The organism is Marinilactibacillus sp. 15R (assembly GCF_001895285.1).
In the GTDB taxonomy this organism is placed as follows: domain Bacteria; phylum Bacillota; class Bacilli; order Lactobacillales; family Carnobacteriaceae_A; genus Marinilactibacillus; species Marinilactibacillus piezotolerans.
The window spans coordinates 257,151-273,048 of sequence record NZ_CP017761.1 but is presented as its reverse complement, the minus strand read 5'-3'; the positions used below and the strand labels follow the sequence as shown (position 1 = coordinate 273,048).

At 34.7% G+C, this 15,898-nt stretch carries 16 protein-coding genes; 11 read left to right on the top strand and 5 right to left on the bottom strand.

The features are described 5' to 3' along the window. The first annotated feature begins 14 nt into the window (after positions 1 to 14). The 3 genes from BKP56_RS01230 (at position 15) to BKP56_RS01220 (ending at position 3,622) form a co-directional block, all read left to right on the top strand. Positions 15 to 1,199 carry an aminotransferase class I/II-fold pyridoxal phosphate-dependent enzyme gene (locus BKP56_RS01230; protein WP_072693370.1) on the top strand — a complete coding sequence of 395 codons (1,185 nt, stop codon included), beginning with the start codon at positions 15 to 17 and terminating at the stop codon, positions 1,197 to 1,199. 44 nt (positions 1,200 to 1,243) lie between these two features. Next, complete coding sequence (locus BKP56_RS01225; protein WP_072693369.1) at positions 1,244 to 2,071, top strand: MetQ/NlpA family ABC transporter substrate-binding protein; 828 nt, start codon at positions 1,244 to 1,246, stop codon at positions 2,069 to 2,071. A gap of 168 nt (positions 2,072 to 2,239) precedes the next feature. Further along, entirely contained in the window at positions 2,240 to 3,622 is a 1,383-nt protein-coding gene (locus BKP56_RS01220; RefSeq protein WP_198033964.1) for an alanine/glycine:cation symporter family protein, read from the top strand. 148 nt (positions 3,623 to 3,770) lie between these two features. Here the strand turns inward: BKP56_RS01220 and istB are convergent, their stop codons facing one another. From istB to BKP56_RS01200, 4 genes are all read right to left on the bottom strand, one after another. After that, positions 3,771 to 4,508 carry an IS21-like element helper ATPase IstB gene (gene istB / locus BKP56_RS01215; RefSeq protein ID WP_072693368.1) on the bottom strand — a complete coding sequence of 246 codons (738 nt, stop codon included), beginning with the start codon at positions 4,506 to 4,508 and terminating at the stop codon, positions 3,771 to 3,773. After that, on the bottom strand, positions 4,498 to 5,736 hold the full coding sequence (istA, locus tag BKP56_RS01210; protein ID WP_072693367.1) for an IS21 family transposase: 1,239 nt from the start codon (positions 5,734 to 5,736) through the stop codon (positions 4,498 to 4,500). Before istA ends, istB begins: the two co-directional genes overlap by 11 nt. Before the next feature lie 421 nt (positions 5,737 to 6,157). After that, positions 6,158 to 7,111, bottom strand: a complete 954-nt coding sequence (locus tag BKP56_RS01205) for a 1-phosphofructokinase family hexose kinase (protein WP_072693366.1) — start codon at positions 7,109 to 7,111, stop codon at positions 6,158 to 6,160. Further along, the gene (locus BKP56_RS01200; RefSeq protein WP_072693365.1) at positions 7,108 to 7,860 is read right to left on the bottom strand and encodes a DeoR/GlpR family DNA-binding transcription regulator; all 753 of its coding nucleotides are present in this window, start codon (positions 7,858 to 7,860) and stop codon (positions 7,108 to 7,110) included. The genes BKP56_RS01205 and BKP56_RS01200 overlap by 4 nt, the downstream gene beginning before the upstream one ends. 234 nt (positions 7,861 to 8,094) lie before the next feature. Between BKP56_RS01200 and BKP56_RS01195 the strand changes: the two genes are divergently transcribed. From BKP56_RS01195 to BKP56_RS01160, 8 genes are all read left to right on the top strand, one after another. Then, a complete protein-coding gene (locus tag BKP56_RS01195) occupies positions 8,095 to 8,550 on the top strand; it encodes a PTS sugar transporter subunit IIA (RefSeq protein ID WP_072693364.1) in 456 nt (151 codons plus the stop codon). 15 nt (positions 8,551 to 8,565) lie between these two features. Then, positions 8,566 to 8,868 carry a PTS sugar transporter subunit IIB gene (locus tag BKP56_RS01190; protein ID WP_072693363.1) on the top strand — a complete coding sequence of 101 codons (303 nt, stop codon included), beginning with the start codon at positions 8,566 to 8,568 and terminating at the stop codon, positions 8,866 to 8,868. 18 nt (positions 8,869 to 8,886) lie between these two features. Continuing rightward, positions 8,887 to 10,248 carry a PTS galactitol transporter subunit IIC gene (locus tag BKP56_RS01185; protein WP_072693362.1) on the top strand — a complete coding sequence of 454 codons (1,362 nt, stop codon included), beginning with the start codon at positions 8,887 to 8,889 and terminating at the stop codon, positions 10,246 to 10,248. Then, on the top strand, positions 10,238 to 10,471 hold the full coding sequence (locus BKP56_RS01180; protein ID WP_072693361.1) for a hypothetical protein: 234 nt from the start codon (positions 10,238 to 10,240) through the stop codon (positions 10,469 to 10,471). The genes BKP56_RS01185 and BKP56_RS01180 overlap by 11 nt, the downstream gene beginning before the upstream one ends. 17 nt (positions 10,472 to 10,488) lie before the next feature. After that, positions 10,489 to 11,238, top strand: coding sequence for a class II aldolase/adducin family protein (locus BKP56_RS01175; protein WP_072693360.1), 750 nt, complete (start codon positions 10,489 to 10,491; stop codon positions 11,236 to 11,238). Positions 11,239 to 11,301: 63 nt separating this feature from the next. Beyond that, on the top strand, positions 11,302 to 12,108 hold the full coding sequence (locus BKP56_RS01170) for a Cof-type HAD-IIB family hydrolase (RefSeq protein WP_072693359.1): 807 nt from the start codon (positions 11,302 to 11,304) through the stop codon (positions 12,106 to 12,108). Positions 12,109 to 12,229: 121 nt separating this feature from the next. Further along, on the top strand, positions 12,230 to 13,309 hold the full coding sequence (locus tag BKP56_RS01165; RefSeq protein ID WP_072693358.1) for an IS30 family transposase: 1,080 nt from the start codon (positions 12,230 to 12,232) through the stop codon (positions 13,307 to 13,309). 243 nt (positions 13,310 to 13,552) lie between these two features. After that, the gene (locus BKP56_RS01160; RefSeq protein WP_072693357.1) at positions 13,553 to 14,257 is read left to right on the top strand and encodes an HAD family hydrolase; all 705 of its coding nucleotides are present in this window, start codon (positions 13,553 to 13,555) and stop codon (positions 14,255 to 14,257) included. Positions 14,258 to 14,485: 228 nt separating this feature from the next. On the opposite strand, the gene BKP56_RS01155 is transcribed toward BKP56_RS01160, so the two are convergent. Then, the gene (locus BKP56_RS01155) at positions 14,486 to 15,805 is read right to left on the bottom strand and encodes an IS1380 family transposase (protein ID WP_072693356.1); all 1,320 of its coding nucleotides are present in this window, start codon (positions 15,803 to 15,805) and stop codon (positions 14,486 to 14,488) included. Positions 15,806 to 15,898: the final 93 nt, after the last annotated feature.

Sequence of the window (15,898 nt, the reverse complement as noted above, 5' to 3'; positions counted from 1 at the left end):
ATGGAGGATAAAAGATGGTTGATTTCGAGACGTCAGATACATTAAAACGATTGCCGAGACAATATTTCAGTTATCTTGCAGAAAAAAAGAAAGGGTATAAAGAAAAATATACCGATGTGATCGACTTAGGGGTGGGAAATCCAGATTTGCCGGCACCTGAATTTATTGTGGACGAACTAAAAGAAGCTGCCAGTGATCCGATAAATGATCAATATGGACCGGCTAGAGGATTTGATTACTTGAGAGAGGCAGTTGCTGAGTATTACTTGCGTGAGTATGGAGTAACGCTTGATCCCCAGAAAGAAGTAGCGATTCTACAGGGTTCAAAAGCTGGGATTGTTGAGATCAGTCAATGTTTATTAAATCCTGGAGATATGGTGTTGTTGCCAAATCCAACTTATCCGGACTATTTGTCAGGTATTGCCCTGGCAGGTGCTGAAGTAGCAGAATTGCCTTTGCTGGCAGAAAATCAGTACTTACCGAGATATGACCTGATCAGTAAGGAGGCAGCTGCAGCAGCTAAACTGATGTTTTTAAATTACCCGAATAATCCAACCTCTGCAGTGGCAACGCCTGAATTTTTTGCTGAAACAGTTACGTTTGCAGAGAAGAATAATGTTTGTGTGGCTCATGACTTTGCTTATGGCACAATCGGGTTCGATGGCGAACGACCATTGAGTTTTCTGCAGACGCCTGGAGCTAAGGATATTGGAATTGAGTTCTTTACGTTATCTAAGTCGCATAATATGGCCGGATGGCGCATGGGCTTTGCAGTCGGAAACGCTTCTGTCATCGAAGGAATCAATTTGCTGCAGGATCATACTGGCTGTGGCTGGTACGGGGGAATCCAAAGAGCAGCAGCGAAAGCATTAAGAGAAGACCAGTCATCTGTCCGAGCATTGACGGCTACATATGAGCGACGACGCGATTTGTTCTTAGCTGAATTAGCGGAAAGTGGACTTGAAATCAACAAACCAAAAGGTTCTTTTTATATTTGGATGAAAGCACCGGGAGAATTCACTTCAGAAGAGTTTATGGAATTCCTGGCGAGCGAAGCACATGTATTAGTTGCTCCGGGAGATGGATTTGGAAGTCTAGGAGAAGGTTATGTCCGTATTGGGTTGTCCCAACCAGACGACCGATTATTGGAAGCAGCCAGACGAATTGCACGATTATCACCTTACTCAGTAAAAGTGTAAGTTTTTAAACGGGATAAATTAAAATAATATTTGGAGGAATTAGAATGAGTAAAAAATGGGGAGTATTAGCAACTATAGCAACAGGAGTAATTTTAACGGGGTGTGGAGCTGGACAATCAGATTCTGCAGAATCTGAGGATTTGTTGAGTGATGGTGTCCTAACAGTTGGTGTCACGGCGGGACCGCACGAAGACATTGTTAACGAAGTTAAAAAAATTGCAGCAGAAGATGGACTGGAAATAGAAGTCGTTTCTTTTACAGACTTTGTAAAACCTAATACAGCTTTAGCAGAAGGTGATTTGGATATTAATTCCTTTCAGACTGGCATTTTCTTAGATACGGTAGTAGAAGATAGCGGATATGATTTAACGAAAATAGAGCCAACAGTTACCATTCCTATGGGGATTTATTCAGAAAAATATAGTGACATCAGCGAAATTAAAGATGGGGATGTTATTGGAATTCCTAATTCACCAACGCAAGAAGGACGTGCACTGCAACTATTTGAAGATGCAGGTCTGATTACACTGCCTGAAGGTTCCAGTATAGAGGTAACAACTAGTGATATTGAGGAAAATCCATTAAATCTGGATTTTGTGACAACTGAAGCGGCTCAATTACCAGCACAATTACAAGATGTTGGAGCAGCAGGAATTAACTCGAACTTTGTACTTGATGCCGGAATGAATCCAGCTGAAACAAGTTTGTTTATGGAAGATGTAGATGACTTATTCCAGGTGAACTACATTGTATCTCGAACAGAAAATAAAGATGACGAAGCATTGGCACAATTTGTAGAGTATTACAAGACTCCTGAGATCAAACAATTTATTGAAGAAGAATTTAAAGGAGCATTAGTACCATCTTGGTAGAAACAGGTAAATTATCCGGATTAAATTTTGTTTAGTTAGTGGAAATTTAAAAAACAAAACTGTAAACGCAACCTTAATTCTTTTCATGAATTTGCTCAACATCAGACTTCTTTAATGTGGTATTATTATTAATTATAATATGAAAAGTAAATTGAAGGAGTCTGATGTATGGAAGGTTTTATGGAATGGATCATGAAGGTCAACGAGTTTGTTAATGACCTGGTTTGGGGATGGCCATTATTATTACTGATTTTCGGAACAGGTATTTTTTTAACGATATATATACATTTTGTTACTTTTACTAAATTCGGTTATATAATTAAAGAAACATTTTTTAAGATGTTTAAAAAAGACCAAGTCGGAGAAGGAGAAGTCACAGCCTTTCAAGCGGTCTCTACAGCTTTAGCGGCAACGGTTGGCACCGGGAATATTGCGGGTGTCGGAACGGCGATAGCTATCGGTGGTCCAGGCGCAGTTTTCTGGATGTGGGTCGCCGCAATGTTTGGTATGGCGACAAAATATGGTGAAGTTGTCTTATCTATTAAATATAGAGAGAAAACAGAGGACGGCCGGTTTGTCGGGGGACCGATGTATTACTTAAGCAAAGGCGCTAATATGAAGTGGCTGGCAGTCATTTTTGCAGTATTTGGAACATTGGCGACATTTGGAATCGGAAATATGGTTCAATCCAATTCAGTGGCGGATTCTTTAAATGTTACATTTGGGATCAATCCTTTAATAACCGGAGTCGTACTGGCGATATTAGTCGCATTGGTTATTCTTGGAGGAATCAAATCGATTGGAAAAGTTACAGAAATTATTGTGCCATTTATGGCAGCTGTCTATATTATCGGTGGTGTGAGTATTGTTTTATTGAATATTCGTTTGATACCAGAAGCATTCAGAGTGATCTTCCATGATGCCTTTACGGGTTCATCGGCGGCTGGAGGATTTGTGGGCTCTTCTATTGTGCTTTCTATAAGATATGGTGTTGCCAGAGGGATATTCACGAATGAAGCGGGTCTTGGTAGTGCGCCGATCGCACATGCGGCAGCAACCACAGATCACCCAGTAAGACAAGGCTTATGGGGTGTATTTGAAGTGTTTGCAGATACAATCGTTTTGTGTACGATAACTGCTTTAGTTATCGTTATGACAGGAGCATGGGATACTGGACTCGATGGTGCACCACTGACGACTGCAGCGTTTGAAGAAGGATTACCATATGGTGGATATGTCGTGACATTCGGACTGATATTCTTTGCATTTTCAACGTTACTAGGCTGGTCTTATTATGGAGAACGCTGCATGGAATACTTATTCGGACCAAAATCCATCATTATCTATCGACTAGTTTATCTACCATTAATTGTGATTGGATCAGTTGGAGGTCTGCGAGTAGTCTGGGCATTAGCCGATACGCTAAATGGATTGATGGCTCTACCTAACCTGATAGGATTATTGATTCTAAGTCCAGTCATTGCTAAATCTACAAAAGATTTCTTTGGCAAAGGTGGTATTTATGAGAGAGAGCAGAAACAAGTAGAGTAAAACGTTAGATTTATTTTAGTTAAAATTATATAGAAAAGATCTCTTTTTAAAGAGATCTTTTCTATTTTTATGTCAAGGACAGTATAAAATTGTAGGTTTATGACAGAATAAAAATGTAGGTTTTTGACAGTCTAATTTAGAAGTCCATTTATATTTTCCCTTTCATACGATATGATTTTCCAGTAATCTTGAAGACTTTAACATGGTGAACCAGGCGATCAAGAATGGCGGCGGCTATTTCAGAATTCTGAAATAGCTCCCCCCATCGAGATAAGATAATATTTGTCGTAATCATTGTTGATTTCTTTTCGTAACGCATCGTTAATAGTTGAAAGAAAAGGTTAGCTTCAACTTTTTGAATTGGTAAATAACCTATTTCATCAATAATCAAAAGATCATATTTGGCATATCGTTTCAGAACACGATCGACGGTCCCTTTTTCAAAGGCAGAACGAAGACGTAAAAGTAATTCATGACAACTGATAAACAGCGTACGGTAGCCTTGATGACATGCTTCAATGCCTAATGCAATGACAAGGTGTGTTTTCCCTACACCAGGGTTTCCAATGAAAACTAAGTTTTCTTTTTTCTCCATAAAAGCCATATGTTTCAAGTCTAGAATCTCTTTTTTGTTAACGCTTGGTTGAAAGTTGAAATCAAATTCTTCAAGTGATGTTCGTTTGGGAAAGTGTGCGCGCTGGATGACACGTTCCACAGTCTGATTCGTTTGAAAGTCTAATTCTTGATTAGTTAATTCTAAAAGAGCTTCTGTTAAAGAAAGCTCATCCCGATTGGCAATTTCAACATAGTTTGGCACATATTCTCTCATATGTTTTAAATTCAAGGCCTCTAGATTATTTAATAGCTTTTGATAGTTACTGCTCATTCGAAGGCACCTCCAGTAAATCATATTGCTTTAAACTTCGTTTAATATGTTCTTGGATGTCATCTTCTTCTTTGTGGCTCATGACATCTGATTTAAGTATCTGAACCAAATCTTCTTGGTTATAGTTCAATCTTTTTGTGGTAAGTGGGTGCGAACGAATCTGTTCTCCGTTATAATAAATGTGCACGTGCTCTTCGTTTTCGGAAAGATCCAAGTTAACTTCTTTTCCGATATAGCGAGGGTCTACAGAGTACCTACATTTGCGGAAAATGACCATTGCTTCCTTTGTGACTTTACGGCGAATAGAGTCTTCAAAATAAGGATTTAACAAGTCATCTTTTAGCTTATGGAGGTGCTCTTTTTCATTAATTTTCCAAAGTATATCAGGAATCTCGTCCGTTGCTTGAGACACTTCCGAATTTAATTCATCACAAAGTTCGTCAACGATTCGAATGAGATCTGTCGAATCATAAAATTCATGATTGTAAACCCGTAACCGGTCCATTGTTCTAGCGAGAGCTTCTACGCTGCCTTTTGTTTGGGGGCGAAAAGGGCGACAGACCATTGTTCTGAACCCTGCATCTTTACTTAAAGAATAGAAGCGATCGTTTAAATGAACCTGAGAGAATTGAGTTCGTGACCGGTCGACGACAGTTTTCATATTATCGAACCATATTTCTTCTGGAACACCACCGGTGTGATAAAAGGCATCATTCATGCACTCAAACAATGTATCTTGTTTACGATCAAAGGTAAGCGTAATAAATTTCTTCTTTGAGTAGGGCAATATATAAAGAAAAATATTAAAGCGGAAGACTTCTCCCTGACTGCTTATCAGTCGCATTTCTTCTTTCCAATCGATTTGTGCTGAAAGACCAGGCGTATATTCGACGCGTACCGTTGCTTTCTGTATCCGTTCTTTTTTCACTCCACGGCAATAGTCTCTAACAAGACTGTAACTCCCATTGAACCCTTTCTTTTGTATGAATTTGAAGATACTTTTAGCGGTACATTGATCTTCTAACTTGATATCTATGATTTGTTTGAATGAATCTAATTTACTCGGATATGTCCTCCTTGTTTTAGGTTTATTACCTTGTAACGCTTCTTCATACGCTGCTTTAACCGTACGATAGTCACATCCGTATTGTTCCGCTAACGCAGTATAATTGGGCTTTATGCCATCAATCATATGTTTTTTCACTCCTTCTCTGATATCTCTTCTCATTCCTATTCCACTCCAATTCTATAGGGGATAAGAAGAGTATATAAAAAATGTAGGAAAACCAACAATTTTACATTGTCATTTTCCTACATTTTATAACTGTTCTTTACAATTTTTATAGCTTTTAACCATAATTTATTAATGATTATTTTGAAACAATTTCATAGGTTTAGACTGGGATTTTTTTGATAAAATTATATGCGATTTCTTTGTTTGTTTTTGGCATTCTAAAAGGGAAGATATATTAGGAAGAACCTCTAATGTCCTAAAAATTTTTAAAGAAAAAATATAAATTATATATATTAGTAAGTTTAAGGTTGGAATGAAACAGAATCAAATTGGAAAAGAGAATATATAATAAAAAACATTGATATTTATAGGCAAGCATTATATCAATGTTTTTTATTTAATTAGTCATAGATTTTTAAAAAGAATGTACTTCTTTGATCGTTATTTGCTTAGAAATAGCATTCACATTTTCTTGCGAAACAACTCCGACACCCGATTCCATTGCATTTGCTACACCACAAGCCATAGCTTGTCTAAGAATTTCTTCGTCACTAAAGTGATTCTCAAATGAGTAAGCGACTCCACCTACAGTAGCATCTCCAGAACCAGTAGGATTAACTAGCTGAATGCTTGGGATACTTACATCATAAATTTTGTTTTTCATTTTTGCTACTGCTCCATCTCCTCCACACGATACTAATACATAGGGGATATCTATATTATGCAGTTTAAGCATCTCTATAACTTCAGATTTTTCTGTAATTTCTTTATCATAAAGCTCCCCAAATTCGAAGAGATTAGGTTTAATAAAATCTGGTCGATATTTACTTTTATTTACAATATTTTTTAATTTTTCTTTTGAAACGTCCATTAAAATAATTATTTCATGATTAATCTTTGTTCTAAGAACTTCTAACAATTCATTATAAAAAAATTCATTTTCACTGTTTACTGAACCATTAACGCTGACAATGTTGATATGATTTGCGCTAATAATTTCAAGAATAGAATTAAAAGTCTCTATTTTTTTCTCTTCAGATATTAAAGGCCCTTTTTCAACAATTTCGGTATGAGTTTCATTATCATGCATAATAGTTATGGCGTTTCTGGATTCTTCTTCAATTTTGATATGGTAATTAGAAAATTTTTCTTTTTGTAATTCTTTGTAAATTATTTTCCCGTTAGTCCCCCCAAGAAAAATAAAAGCTAGTACCTCTGTATTTAAAGAGGCGATCGTACGAGAAGCATTTATTCCTTTTCCACCGGGCATTTTTGTAGGAGTATTGAATCTATTTTGTTTTCCGAGATTAAAATGATCAATATGATATATATAATCCATAGAAGGATTAAGAGTAATAGTTAAAATCATGAGTCTATCCTCCTATTTATCATTTTTGTATATTTGCTGTAATATTCAAATTTCTCATCAGATATTTTATTATCCGTAATAACGCTATCTATTTTGTCTAATGTAGTGAAAGTGTACATGTCAGAATAATCAAATTTTGAACTGTCAGCAATCAATATATTTTTTTTAGAAGCATTCATTACTTTAACTTGTAAACGACCTAATGAGGGGTTCGAAGTTGTAACATTTTCATTATATATTCCATTCGTAGATAAAAATGCTATATCAATATTTAAATTATCAAAAAAAGATTCAGCATGTAACCCGACAAATTCACTAGTACGCTGATAAAGTTCTCCGCCAGTTAAAAAAATATTATCAAATTTATTTTGTACTAACCAGTTAAAAGTAAAAAGACTATTTGTAATAATTGATTTATACAATTTATCAATAGATTTTATTGCATGATAGACAGTTGTACCAGCACCAATGAAAATCACATCATTGTCATGGATAATACTATTCATGACTGTCCCTATATATTCTTTTTCTTCAATATGCTTATTAATTTTTTCATCAGTAGATAATACTCTGTTTCTTCTTCGAGCCCCCCCTTGTTCTTTAAATAATAATTTTTCTTTTTCCAATTCATTGATATCACGTCGAATAGTCATCTCAGAAATATTCAATGTTTTAGCCAGTTCACTGATTGAACAATATTCATTTACCTCCAAAATGGAGATTATTTTTTTTTGTCGTTCATTCTTCATAACAACTAATTCACTCCTTCTACTATATAGATTAACATTATATGTTTGTATTATAACAAAAGATGTGAAAAATATCATATTTTTTTGAAAGAAAATAAATGATATTTTTATAAAGCTAGTAAAATAAAGGATTATACCTTTGAAAAAATGTTATGGAAAGCGTTGACAAAAACTAGAATGTTAGTATAATAACACTATAAAGAAAAAATATTAACAAAAAAGGAGGTTTTGGTTATGTATAACAACATGGTAATCCCAGATCTTGTGAACATTCATTTAGATGGAAAGAACCAAAAAGAATTGTTTCAGAATGTAGGTGAGGATTTATATAGGAAAAATTATGTTACTGAGGGGTATCTAGAAGGTATTATCGATAGAGAAGCTAAGTATCCAACAGGTTTAGCGACCCAATCTTTAAATATTGCGCTACCCCATTCGGATCCAGAATATATTAAAGAACCATTTATTTATATTGCTCGAAATAATAGACCCATTCAAATGCTCCAAATGGGAGATAATACGGAATTAGAATGTAATTATTTTTTCTTTTTAGGAATTAAAGAACCAAATAAGCAAGTAGGACTATTATCAAAATTAATGGAACTTTTTATGAATGAAAATTTCATAAAAAGTCTAAAATCTATTGATGATGAGAAAGATATGTACGAATTAATAAAAACTAATATATAGAAAGAGGTACTTAAAATGGCAAAAAAATTAATTGTAGCATGCGGTAGTGGAGTAGCAACGAGTACAACGATAGCTGAAAAAATTAAAAATAAATTTGAAAATGACAACATTGATTATCCAGTAGAAGCAGTGGATTATAAATCTATTACAAATGAATTACCAAGTGCAAGTATTTATGTATATATTGCAAAGCCAGATCAAGAAGTTTTAGATCAAGCCGAAAAACTAGGAGTATCTGTTTTCCCGGGTATTCCTTTCTTAACCGGAATGGGTTTAGAAGATACGTATGAAAAAATTGTAGAAGTTACTAAAAAATAGAGAAGGAAGTGGGAAAAAATGGGAGCTTTTGAAAGTACTATACAATGGGTCCTTAATCTAGGATCTGCAGTATTTGTTCCAATTATTATTTTTATTATAGGTATTATCGCAAAAATGCCACTTAAAAGAGCATTTATCTCTGCATTAACCTTAGGTGTAGCTTTTACAGGCATGAACCTTGTAATCGAGTTTATGTCAAATGCAGTAGCACCAGCTTCTGAAGCACTTGCCTTAAATACGGGTATTTCGCTACCAGCATTAGACTTGGGTTGGACAGGTGCGGCAAGTATTACCTGGTCTTGGGTTTATGCATTTGTATTTTTTGCTATACAGATTGTCATCAATATTATTATGCTGACTTTAAACTGGACGAAGACACTTAACGTTGACATGTGGAATGTCTGGGGAAAAGCTTTAACTGCTTACTTAGTTTATTTTGTAAGTGGACAACTTTGGGCAGGATTTTTAGTAGCAGGGATTCAAGTTATTGTAGAGTTGAAGTTAGGAGATATGTTCCAAAAACATATTGAAGATTTAACTAATATTCCTTTAGTAACAGTAACTCATCCTATGATTCTTTCAGCAGTTTTGATGTTGCCAATCAATAAATTAATGGATAAAGTACCGTTTTTAAATAAAAAGGCGAATACAGATGCTCTACGTAAAAAGATTGGTATCTTTTCTGAAAATTCAGTCATGGGATTTTTGATAGGATTATTACTAGGCTTTGCTGGAGCTTATGGACTTTCAGGATCATTGAATTTAGCAATTCAAGTGGGTACTGCCATGACTTTATTCCCAATGATAAGTAAATTGTTTATGCAATCACTATCACCATTAGCTGATGCAATGAGTGAATTTATGAAGAAAAGATTTAAAGATAGAGAGGTTTTCATCGGCATGGATTGGCCAGTACTAGCCGGCCGTTCTGAAATATGGGTTACATTAATATTGATAGTTCCTGTGTTCATTGGATTCTCCTTGTTTTTACCCGGAAACATTGTATTACCTATTGCTGGCGTATTAAACTATTCAATTGCAGTTGGTGGATTACTCTTAACAGGAGGAAACCTATACAGAATGTTAATTTTAGGGGTCCTATTTACACCACTTTATCTTTATAGTGCAACTTACTTTGCACCTATTCTTACAGGATTAGCAAATACAACAGGTGCTGTAGAAGTTGATGAGGGTGGCTTAATTACGTGGTCTACTATCGAAGCTCCTGAATTCAGAATTATGTTTGCAGAGGCTTTTAAAGGGAATTGGTTAGCTATTGGAGGAGCAGCAATTTTTATAGCATTGTTTGTATGGCTTTATAAAGTTATGAATGCTGAAAAGATTCCTTCAGAAAGGTATGAAGCTATTAATGAAAAATAATAGAATAATATGGATTTTATTATTGATGATTGCATGTGGCTTATTCTTAGTTGGGTTAAATACAAATAATTTTTTATATAATGTACTAACTATAATTATAGCATTCTTAGTATACCGAAAAGGTTATTCTGATCTTTTTCAAGAATATGATAAAAAGCAAGATGCGAAAAGGGAAAGTTCTAAACAAGTTTACAATGCTTTGTACAAATCGAAAGCAAAATAATTGGAGGTATCATTTAGATGACAAAAGGCAGAATTTTATTCGAAGATGAAAGAAAAAGTTTAGCAAAAGCGGTAGAGTTAACTTATTATCGAAAAAATACTAATACAGCAGGAGGAAACTTCTCATTTAAGACGACAGATGAAAATGGAAAAGATTACATTATTATGACACCATCTATGATGTCTGAAACTTATCACGGTGTATTGAGTGCATCTCAGGTATTAGTTGTTGATTTAGAAACGAGAGAAAAGGTGGCTGGTGAAGGAGAAGTTACAAGAGAAATTAATATGCATTTTGCTTGTTATGAAACAAATCCTGAAATTAAATGTGTATTCCATGCCCATGCCCCAAATGCTATGTTTTGGGCAACCAGTCATTTAGATATGCCAAATCTTACTGAAGCTACACAAAAAGTTGAGTATATCAAAGTACTTGATTTCGAGCCAAATACTACACCTGAATTAGCAGCGATCGTTAAAGGTGAATTAGAGCAAGATTCAAGATTACCTAAAGAATATTTATTAGATAGCCACGGAGTTTTAGTTCTCACACCAGGATTAGATGGAGTTGAAGCACTAAATAAAGCTCTGCAGATTATTGATACCGTAGAATGGAATGCAGAAATTGCGTATAAGCAAACAATTTTTCAAAAACTTGGTATCCTTGATGGATTTTATTCTAAAGGATATAAAATTGGAGATATTAATGATTTGGTAAGCCATAATGAAATTTGGAATAAAGGTAAAGCTGACGAAGGTTTCGAATAAAATAATTGAATTAGAATGAAGGAAGAATTATTTTCCTTCATTCTTTTTACATTAGGAGGGTATATGAAATTAATAGCAATTGATATGGACGGAACACTTTTGAATTCTCAAAATTATATTACTAATAAACAACTTAATTTCTTGGAAAAATTAGATACTAAAAAAGATTTTCATCTAGTTTTAACAACAGGCAGACCATTAAAAGGAGTCATAAACATGATTCCAGAGAAAATCAAGCAAAATCTATATATTATTGGTTTAAATGGAAGCATTATTGTAGATCCCAAAATGAATACTACAAAAAGTTATAGTTTGAATTTACTTGAGTTTATGGAAATTCAACAGTTTGCTAAAAGAATAAACGTAGATGTGGCGGTATTAGATTCTAAAGAATTTTATACTACCGCTGAAAAAACAACCAATTTAATGAAATATGATGCTGGTTTAAACAAAATGGAAATGAAAGAAATTAAATTAGAGAATATTAAGAATTTGGATATTATCGCGAAAGTATTGTTGTTTTTCCAACCTGAAAGAATGAAAGAAGTAACAAATATGATTCCACAACAGTTCTTTCGTCAATTTAGTATTGTTTTCTCACAACCTTATTTAATTGAATTTCTGCCTCAAGGGATTGATAAAGGAAGTTCTATATTATCATTAGCGAAACAGCTTAAAATTGATGAAAAAGATATCGTGGTTATTGGGGATGGATTAAATGATTTACCTATGATAAAAATTGCCGGTGTATCTATTGGTATGAAGAATTCAGTTCCAGAAGTACTAAACAGTGTAGATTATGTAACTCTAAGTAACGATGAAGATGGTGTTCAATATGCCATCGAAAAATTTATTTTAAAAAATAGTTAATATATTTTCTTATGCTGGATTTTATAATGAAGTTAGCCACCTAGGCTAATAAAAAAACGCCATGTGAATTTCATGTTATATTGAAGTTACCACTAACTCTCAATAGACAGGATGAATTCACATGACGCAATCTAACAATAACACATTATCACGTAAAGGAAAACACCTATCATATGCAGAGAGAGCTCAAATAGCTGTGTTGAGGAAAGAAAATTACTCCAATAGACGCATTGCTGAGATCATCGGGTGTGCTGCTCAGACCATTAATAACGAAATCCATCGTGGGGAAATCACTCAGCTCAAACGTCAAAAGCAAAATGGTAAGATTTATGATTACTACATCAAAGTATATGATGCCAATGCTGCTCAAGCCACCTATGATAAACATCGATTGAACTGTGGCCGACGACCAAAATGGGCGGATACGGATGCTTTCATAGAATGGGCTGACGAGAAATTGCTGGATGATAAATGGTCCCCTGATACTGTGATCGGTTTTGCTAAGAAACATGACTTGTTCGATGCTTCCATTATCCCCTGTACCACAACGCTTTACGGCTGGATAGACAAAGGGATTATGAGAACAAAAAACATTGATTTGCTGGAGAAGCTATCTCGCAAACCAAAGGTTTCTACTCAACAGAACCGACCGAATAAACGTGTTCTTGGCCCCTCGATTGACAGTAGACCAAAAGAAATTGATACTCGCGAAACATTTGGTCACTGGGAAATCGATACCGTTGTAGGGAATAAAGAAAAGACCGATGCTGTACTGCTCACTTTGGCTGAACGACAGACCCGATTTGAAATCATCCTAAAAGTGAATGGAAAAGACCAAGAATCAGTTGATCAGGCGATTCGTGACCTTCAAAGACGATCAGGACATGCATTTTCTACACTATTTAAAACGATAACGTCAGATAACGGTTCTGAGTTTGCAGGACTTCATGAGGCTTTAAAGGAGGCTTTAGACGTCTATTTCAGTCATCCCTATGCATCGTTTGAACGAGGAACAAGCGAGAACCAGCATAAATTTATCCGTCGTTTCATTCCCAAAGGGAAGCCTATCGCCCGGGTCTCAGAAGCACAATGCATGCGTATACAACAATGGATGAATGATTACCCTAGAAAAATCTTAGATTACAGAACACCGCACGAGTGCTTCGTCAATGCGCTTCGTTCAGAACGTCAGGCTGCTTAAGCCGCGAGGACTTGACAACGAGCCTCCTTCGGCAAGACTTGAAAGCTGTGAAGCTGGCTGAAGCCAGCTTGTCAGAAGACTATCATGCCTCAGCTCATTATCAAGCCCTCACTATATGAGTTGATAATCGTAAAATAGCACATGAAATAAATGTTTAACAGGTGGCTAACTTAAACTTGAAATTTGCGATATATTTTCTTATAGAAAAAGATTAAACAGATTTATAAGGTAAGGTGGAATAAAATGATTAAGGCAGTAGGGTTAGATTTAGATGATACATTATATGATAGAAATCAAGTTTATGAAAAAGCATACACTATTATGGAAAGAAATATTCTTTCAACTAAAACTTCTTTTGAAGAATTTAATCAAGTATTTCAGCGGAAATCGCTCATAGAATTTCAAAATTTTGTTAAAGGAATAAAAGGGGAATTGGATTATAAAACAGATCGGGTTATAGACACTTATAAGGAACTGGGATGGGAACTAAGTAATGAGCAAGCACTCATTTTCAATAGTGTATGTCTTCATTTTAGAGATCAGATAAAAATTAGACCTGGAATGAAAAAATTAATCGATTATTTAAAAACTGTAAATGTTCAATTATTTATATTAACAAATGGTCCTGAAAAGACACAGTTAAAAAAATTGCATAATCTGGGTATAAATAAATATATTCAGCACGATAGTTTTTTTATTTCAGAGAAGTTAGGAGTAGCCAAACCTAACAAAAAAATTTTTGATGTAATAGAAGATAGACTTAAATTAAATGGTAATGAAATATTATATATTGGTGATCACTATGAAAGTGATATACGCAGTAGTTTGAAAAATGACTGGAAAGCTATATTTTATAATGTAAATAATATGGAAATACAAGATGAAAATGTCCTGCAATTTTTTTCGGATGAACAAGTTTATGAATATATAAAAGGATTATTTACCTAGATTTATTTTTTATAAAAAACTATATACCTGAATAATTCATAACTCTGTATTTTAAGTAAATCTCTTAAAAAAATCATTCTCGCTTTATTTATTTTGATAACTTTTGCCCAAAACAATCTTTTTAAAGACTCTTTTCATTTTTGTAAGTGCCCAAAAATTACTTTTGTATAATTTTGGGCACACTTATCCCTTGGAACTTTTCTCTTAAATAAATAGTATCCGCTTAGTTTATACCCATGAATGGGACCGCCTCAGGCGGTCGAAGACAGCATAGAATTCTTTATGATAAACGTGATAACTAGACAGTTTAAGATAGACTTGCCTACCTGTTTGGACAAGTTTCCCGGCTACTTTAAGTAATTTCAGTCGTATGGATTGAACAGTCAGACCTTTATCTCGTTCATCAAACCCAATCGTCTTTAAAAAGTTGATGAGGTTATAAGCGAGTAAACTCATTAACATCCTTACATGATTTTCTAAGAAGCGTGGACTATCGGTTTTATCAAAATAAAATCCTGCTTTCGCTTCTTTGATAAAGTTTTCCATCGTTCCACGTTTGGCATAAAGAGAGAATATGACTTCAGGGGATACATTTTTTGATAGGTTTGTCACAATAAATGTATGCTGAAAAAGGAGTTCTCCTCCTTCTCGAACAGAACGAATGCAGAGACGACGAGGTTTTGACCATGACTTAGCTTGATAAGGTACTGAAAAGTACTGCACTTCTCTCTCTTCCCATTTCTGATTTTCACCATATAGAACTGATTTTTCAGCTAGTTGACTCACTTTTTTATTGTTCTTTAAACGAATAACATAGTGGCTATTGTTGGCTTCACAAGCTTCATACACCTCTGGTGTTGCAAATCCACTATCTCCACGAACGAGTATGTCGGTATTCGGTAAGGAGTGATTATAATGCTGCAGTAAAGGTTCTATGAAAGCTTTTACACCTTTAGATGTGTATTGATTTCCTGAACGTAGTTCAGCTTTTAAGAAATCTCCAGTCAGTCCATCAAAGGCAACTAGAGGATGATATCCATAAGTTTGATAGTGGGCATTATAATCGGTTTGTTCTTGATTTCCAAAGGTATCTGAGTGTGTTGAATCAATATCAATGATCAACTCGGTATCATTACGAATCAGACGCGCTTTATCAATTAATGATTGATTTAATGACTGTAACTGATCTAAGTTCTCTTCTGAAAAACGGTCTAGAAATCGCGAAAGCGACGATTGCGAGGCTAACTGATTTCTACCTAGAATAACTTGAAATACTGGATCATGTCTTAATATATTAGCCGAAGAGTCTGTCGAATAACCAGCCGTTAGCTGCATAATAAGCTGCTCAAAAATTGCTAGATTATCATGTATGAAGTAAGCACGATTTTCTTTTAAGTGAAGTAGTCGTTTAGCTAAATCAGAGAAACCAAAGGTATTCATTAGTTCTTTAACTAAGACCAAACCGGAATCACTAGATAAGCGTCCACCTGTATGCGAAATGGTAATGTTAGAATTGAATTTAATCTGTTTTTTGTGTAAGCTAGTCATTAGAAGAACTCCTTTTCTTATGGTTGGTTTCGACACCTTTACTATATCAGAATGGAGTTCTTTTTTCATCACTTAACAGGTGAAACAATAAAA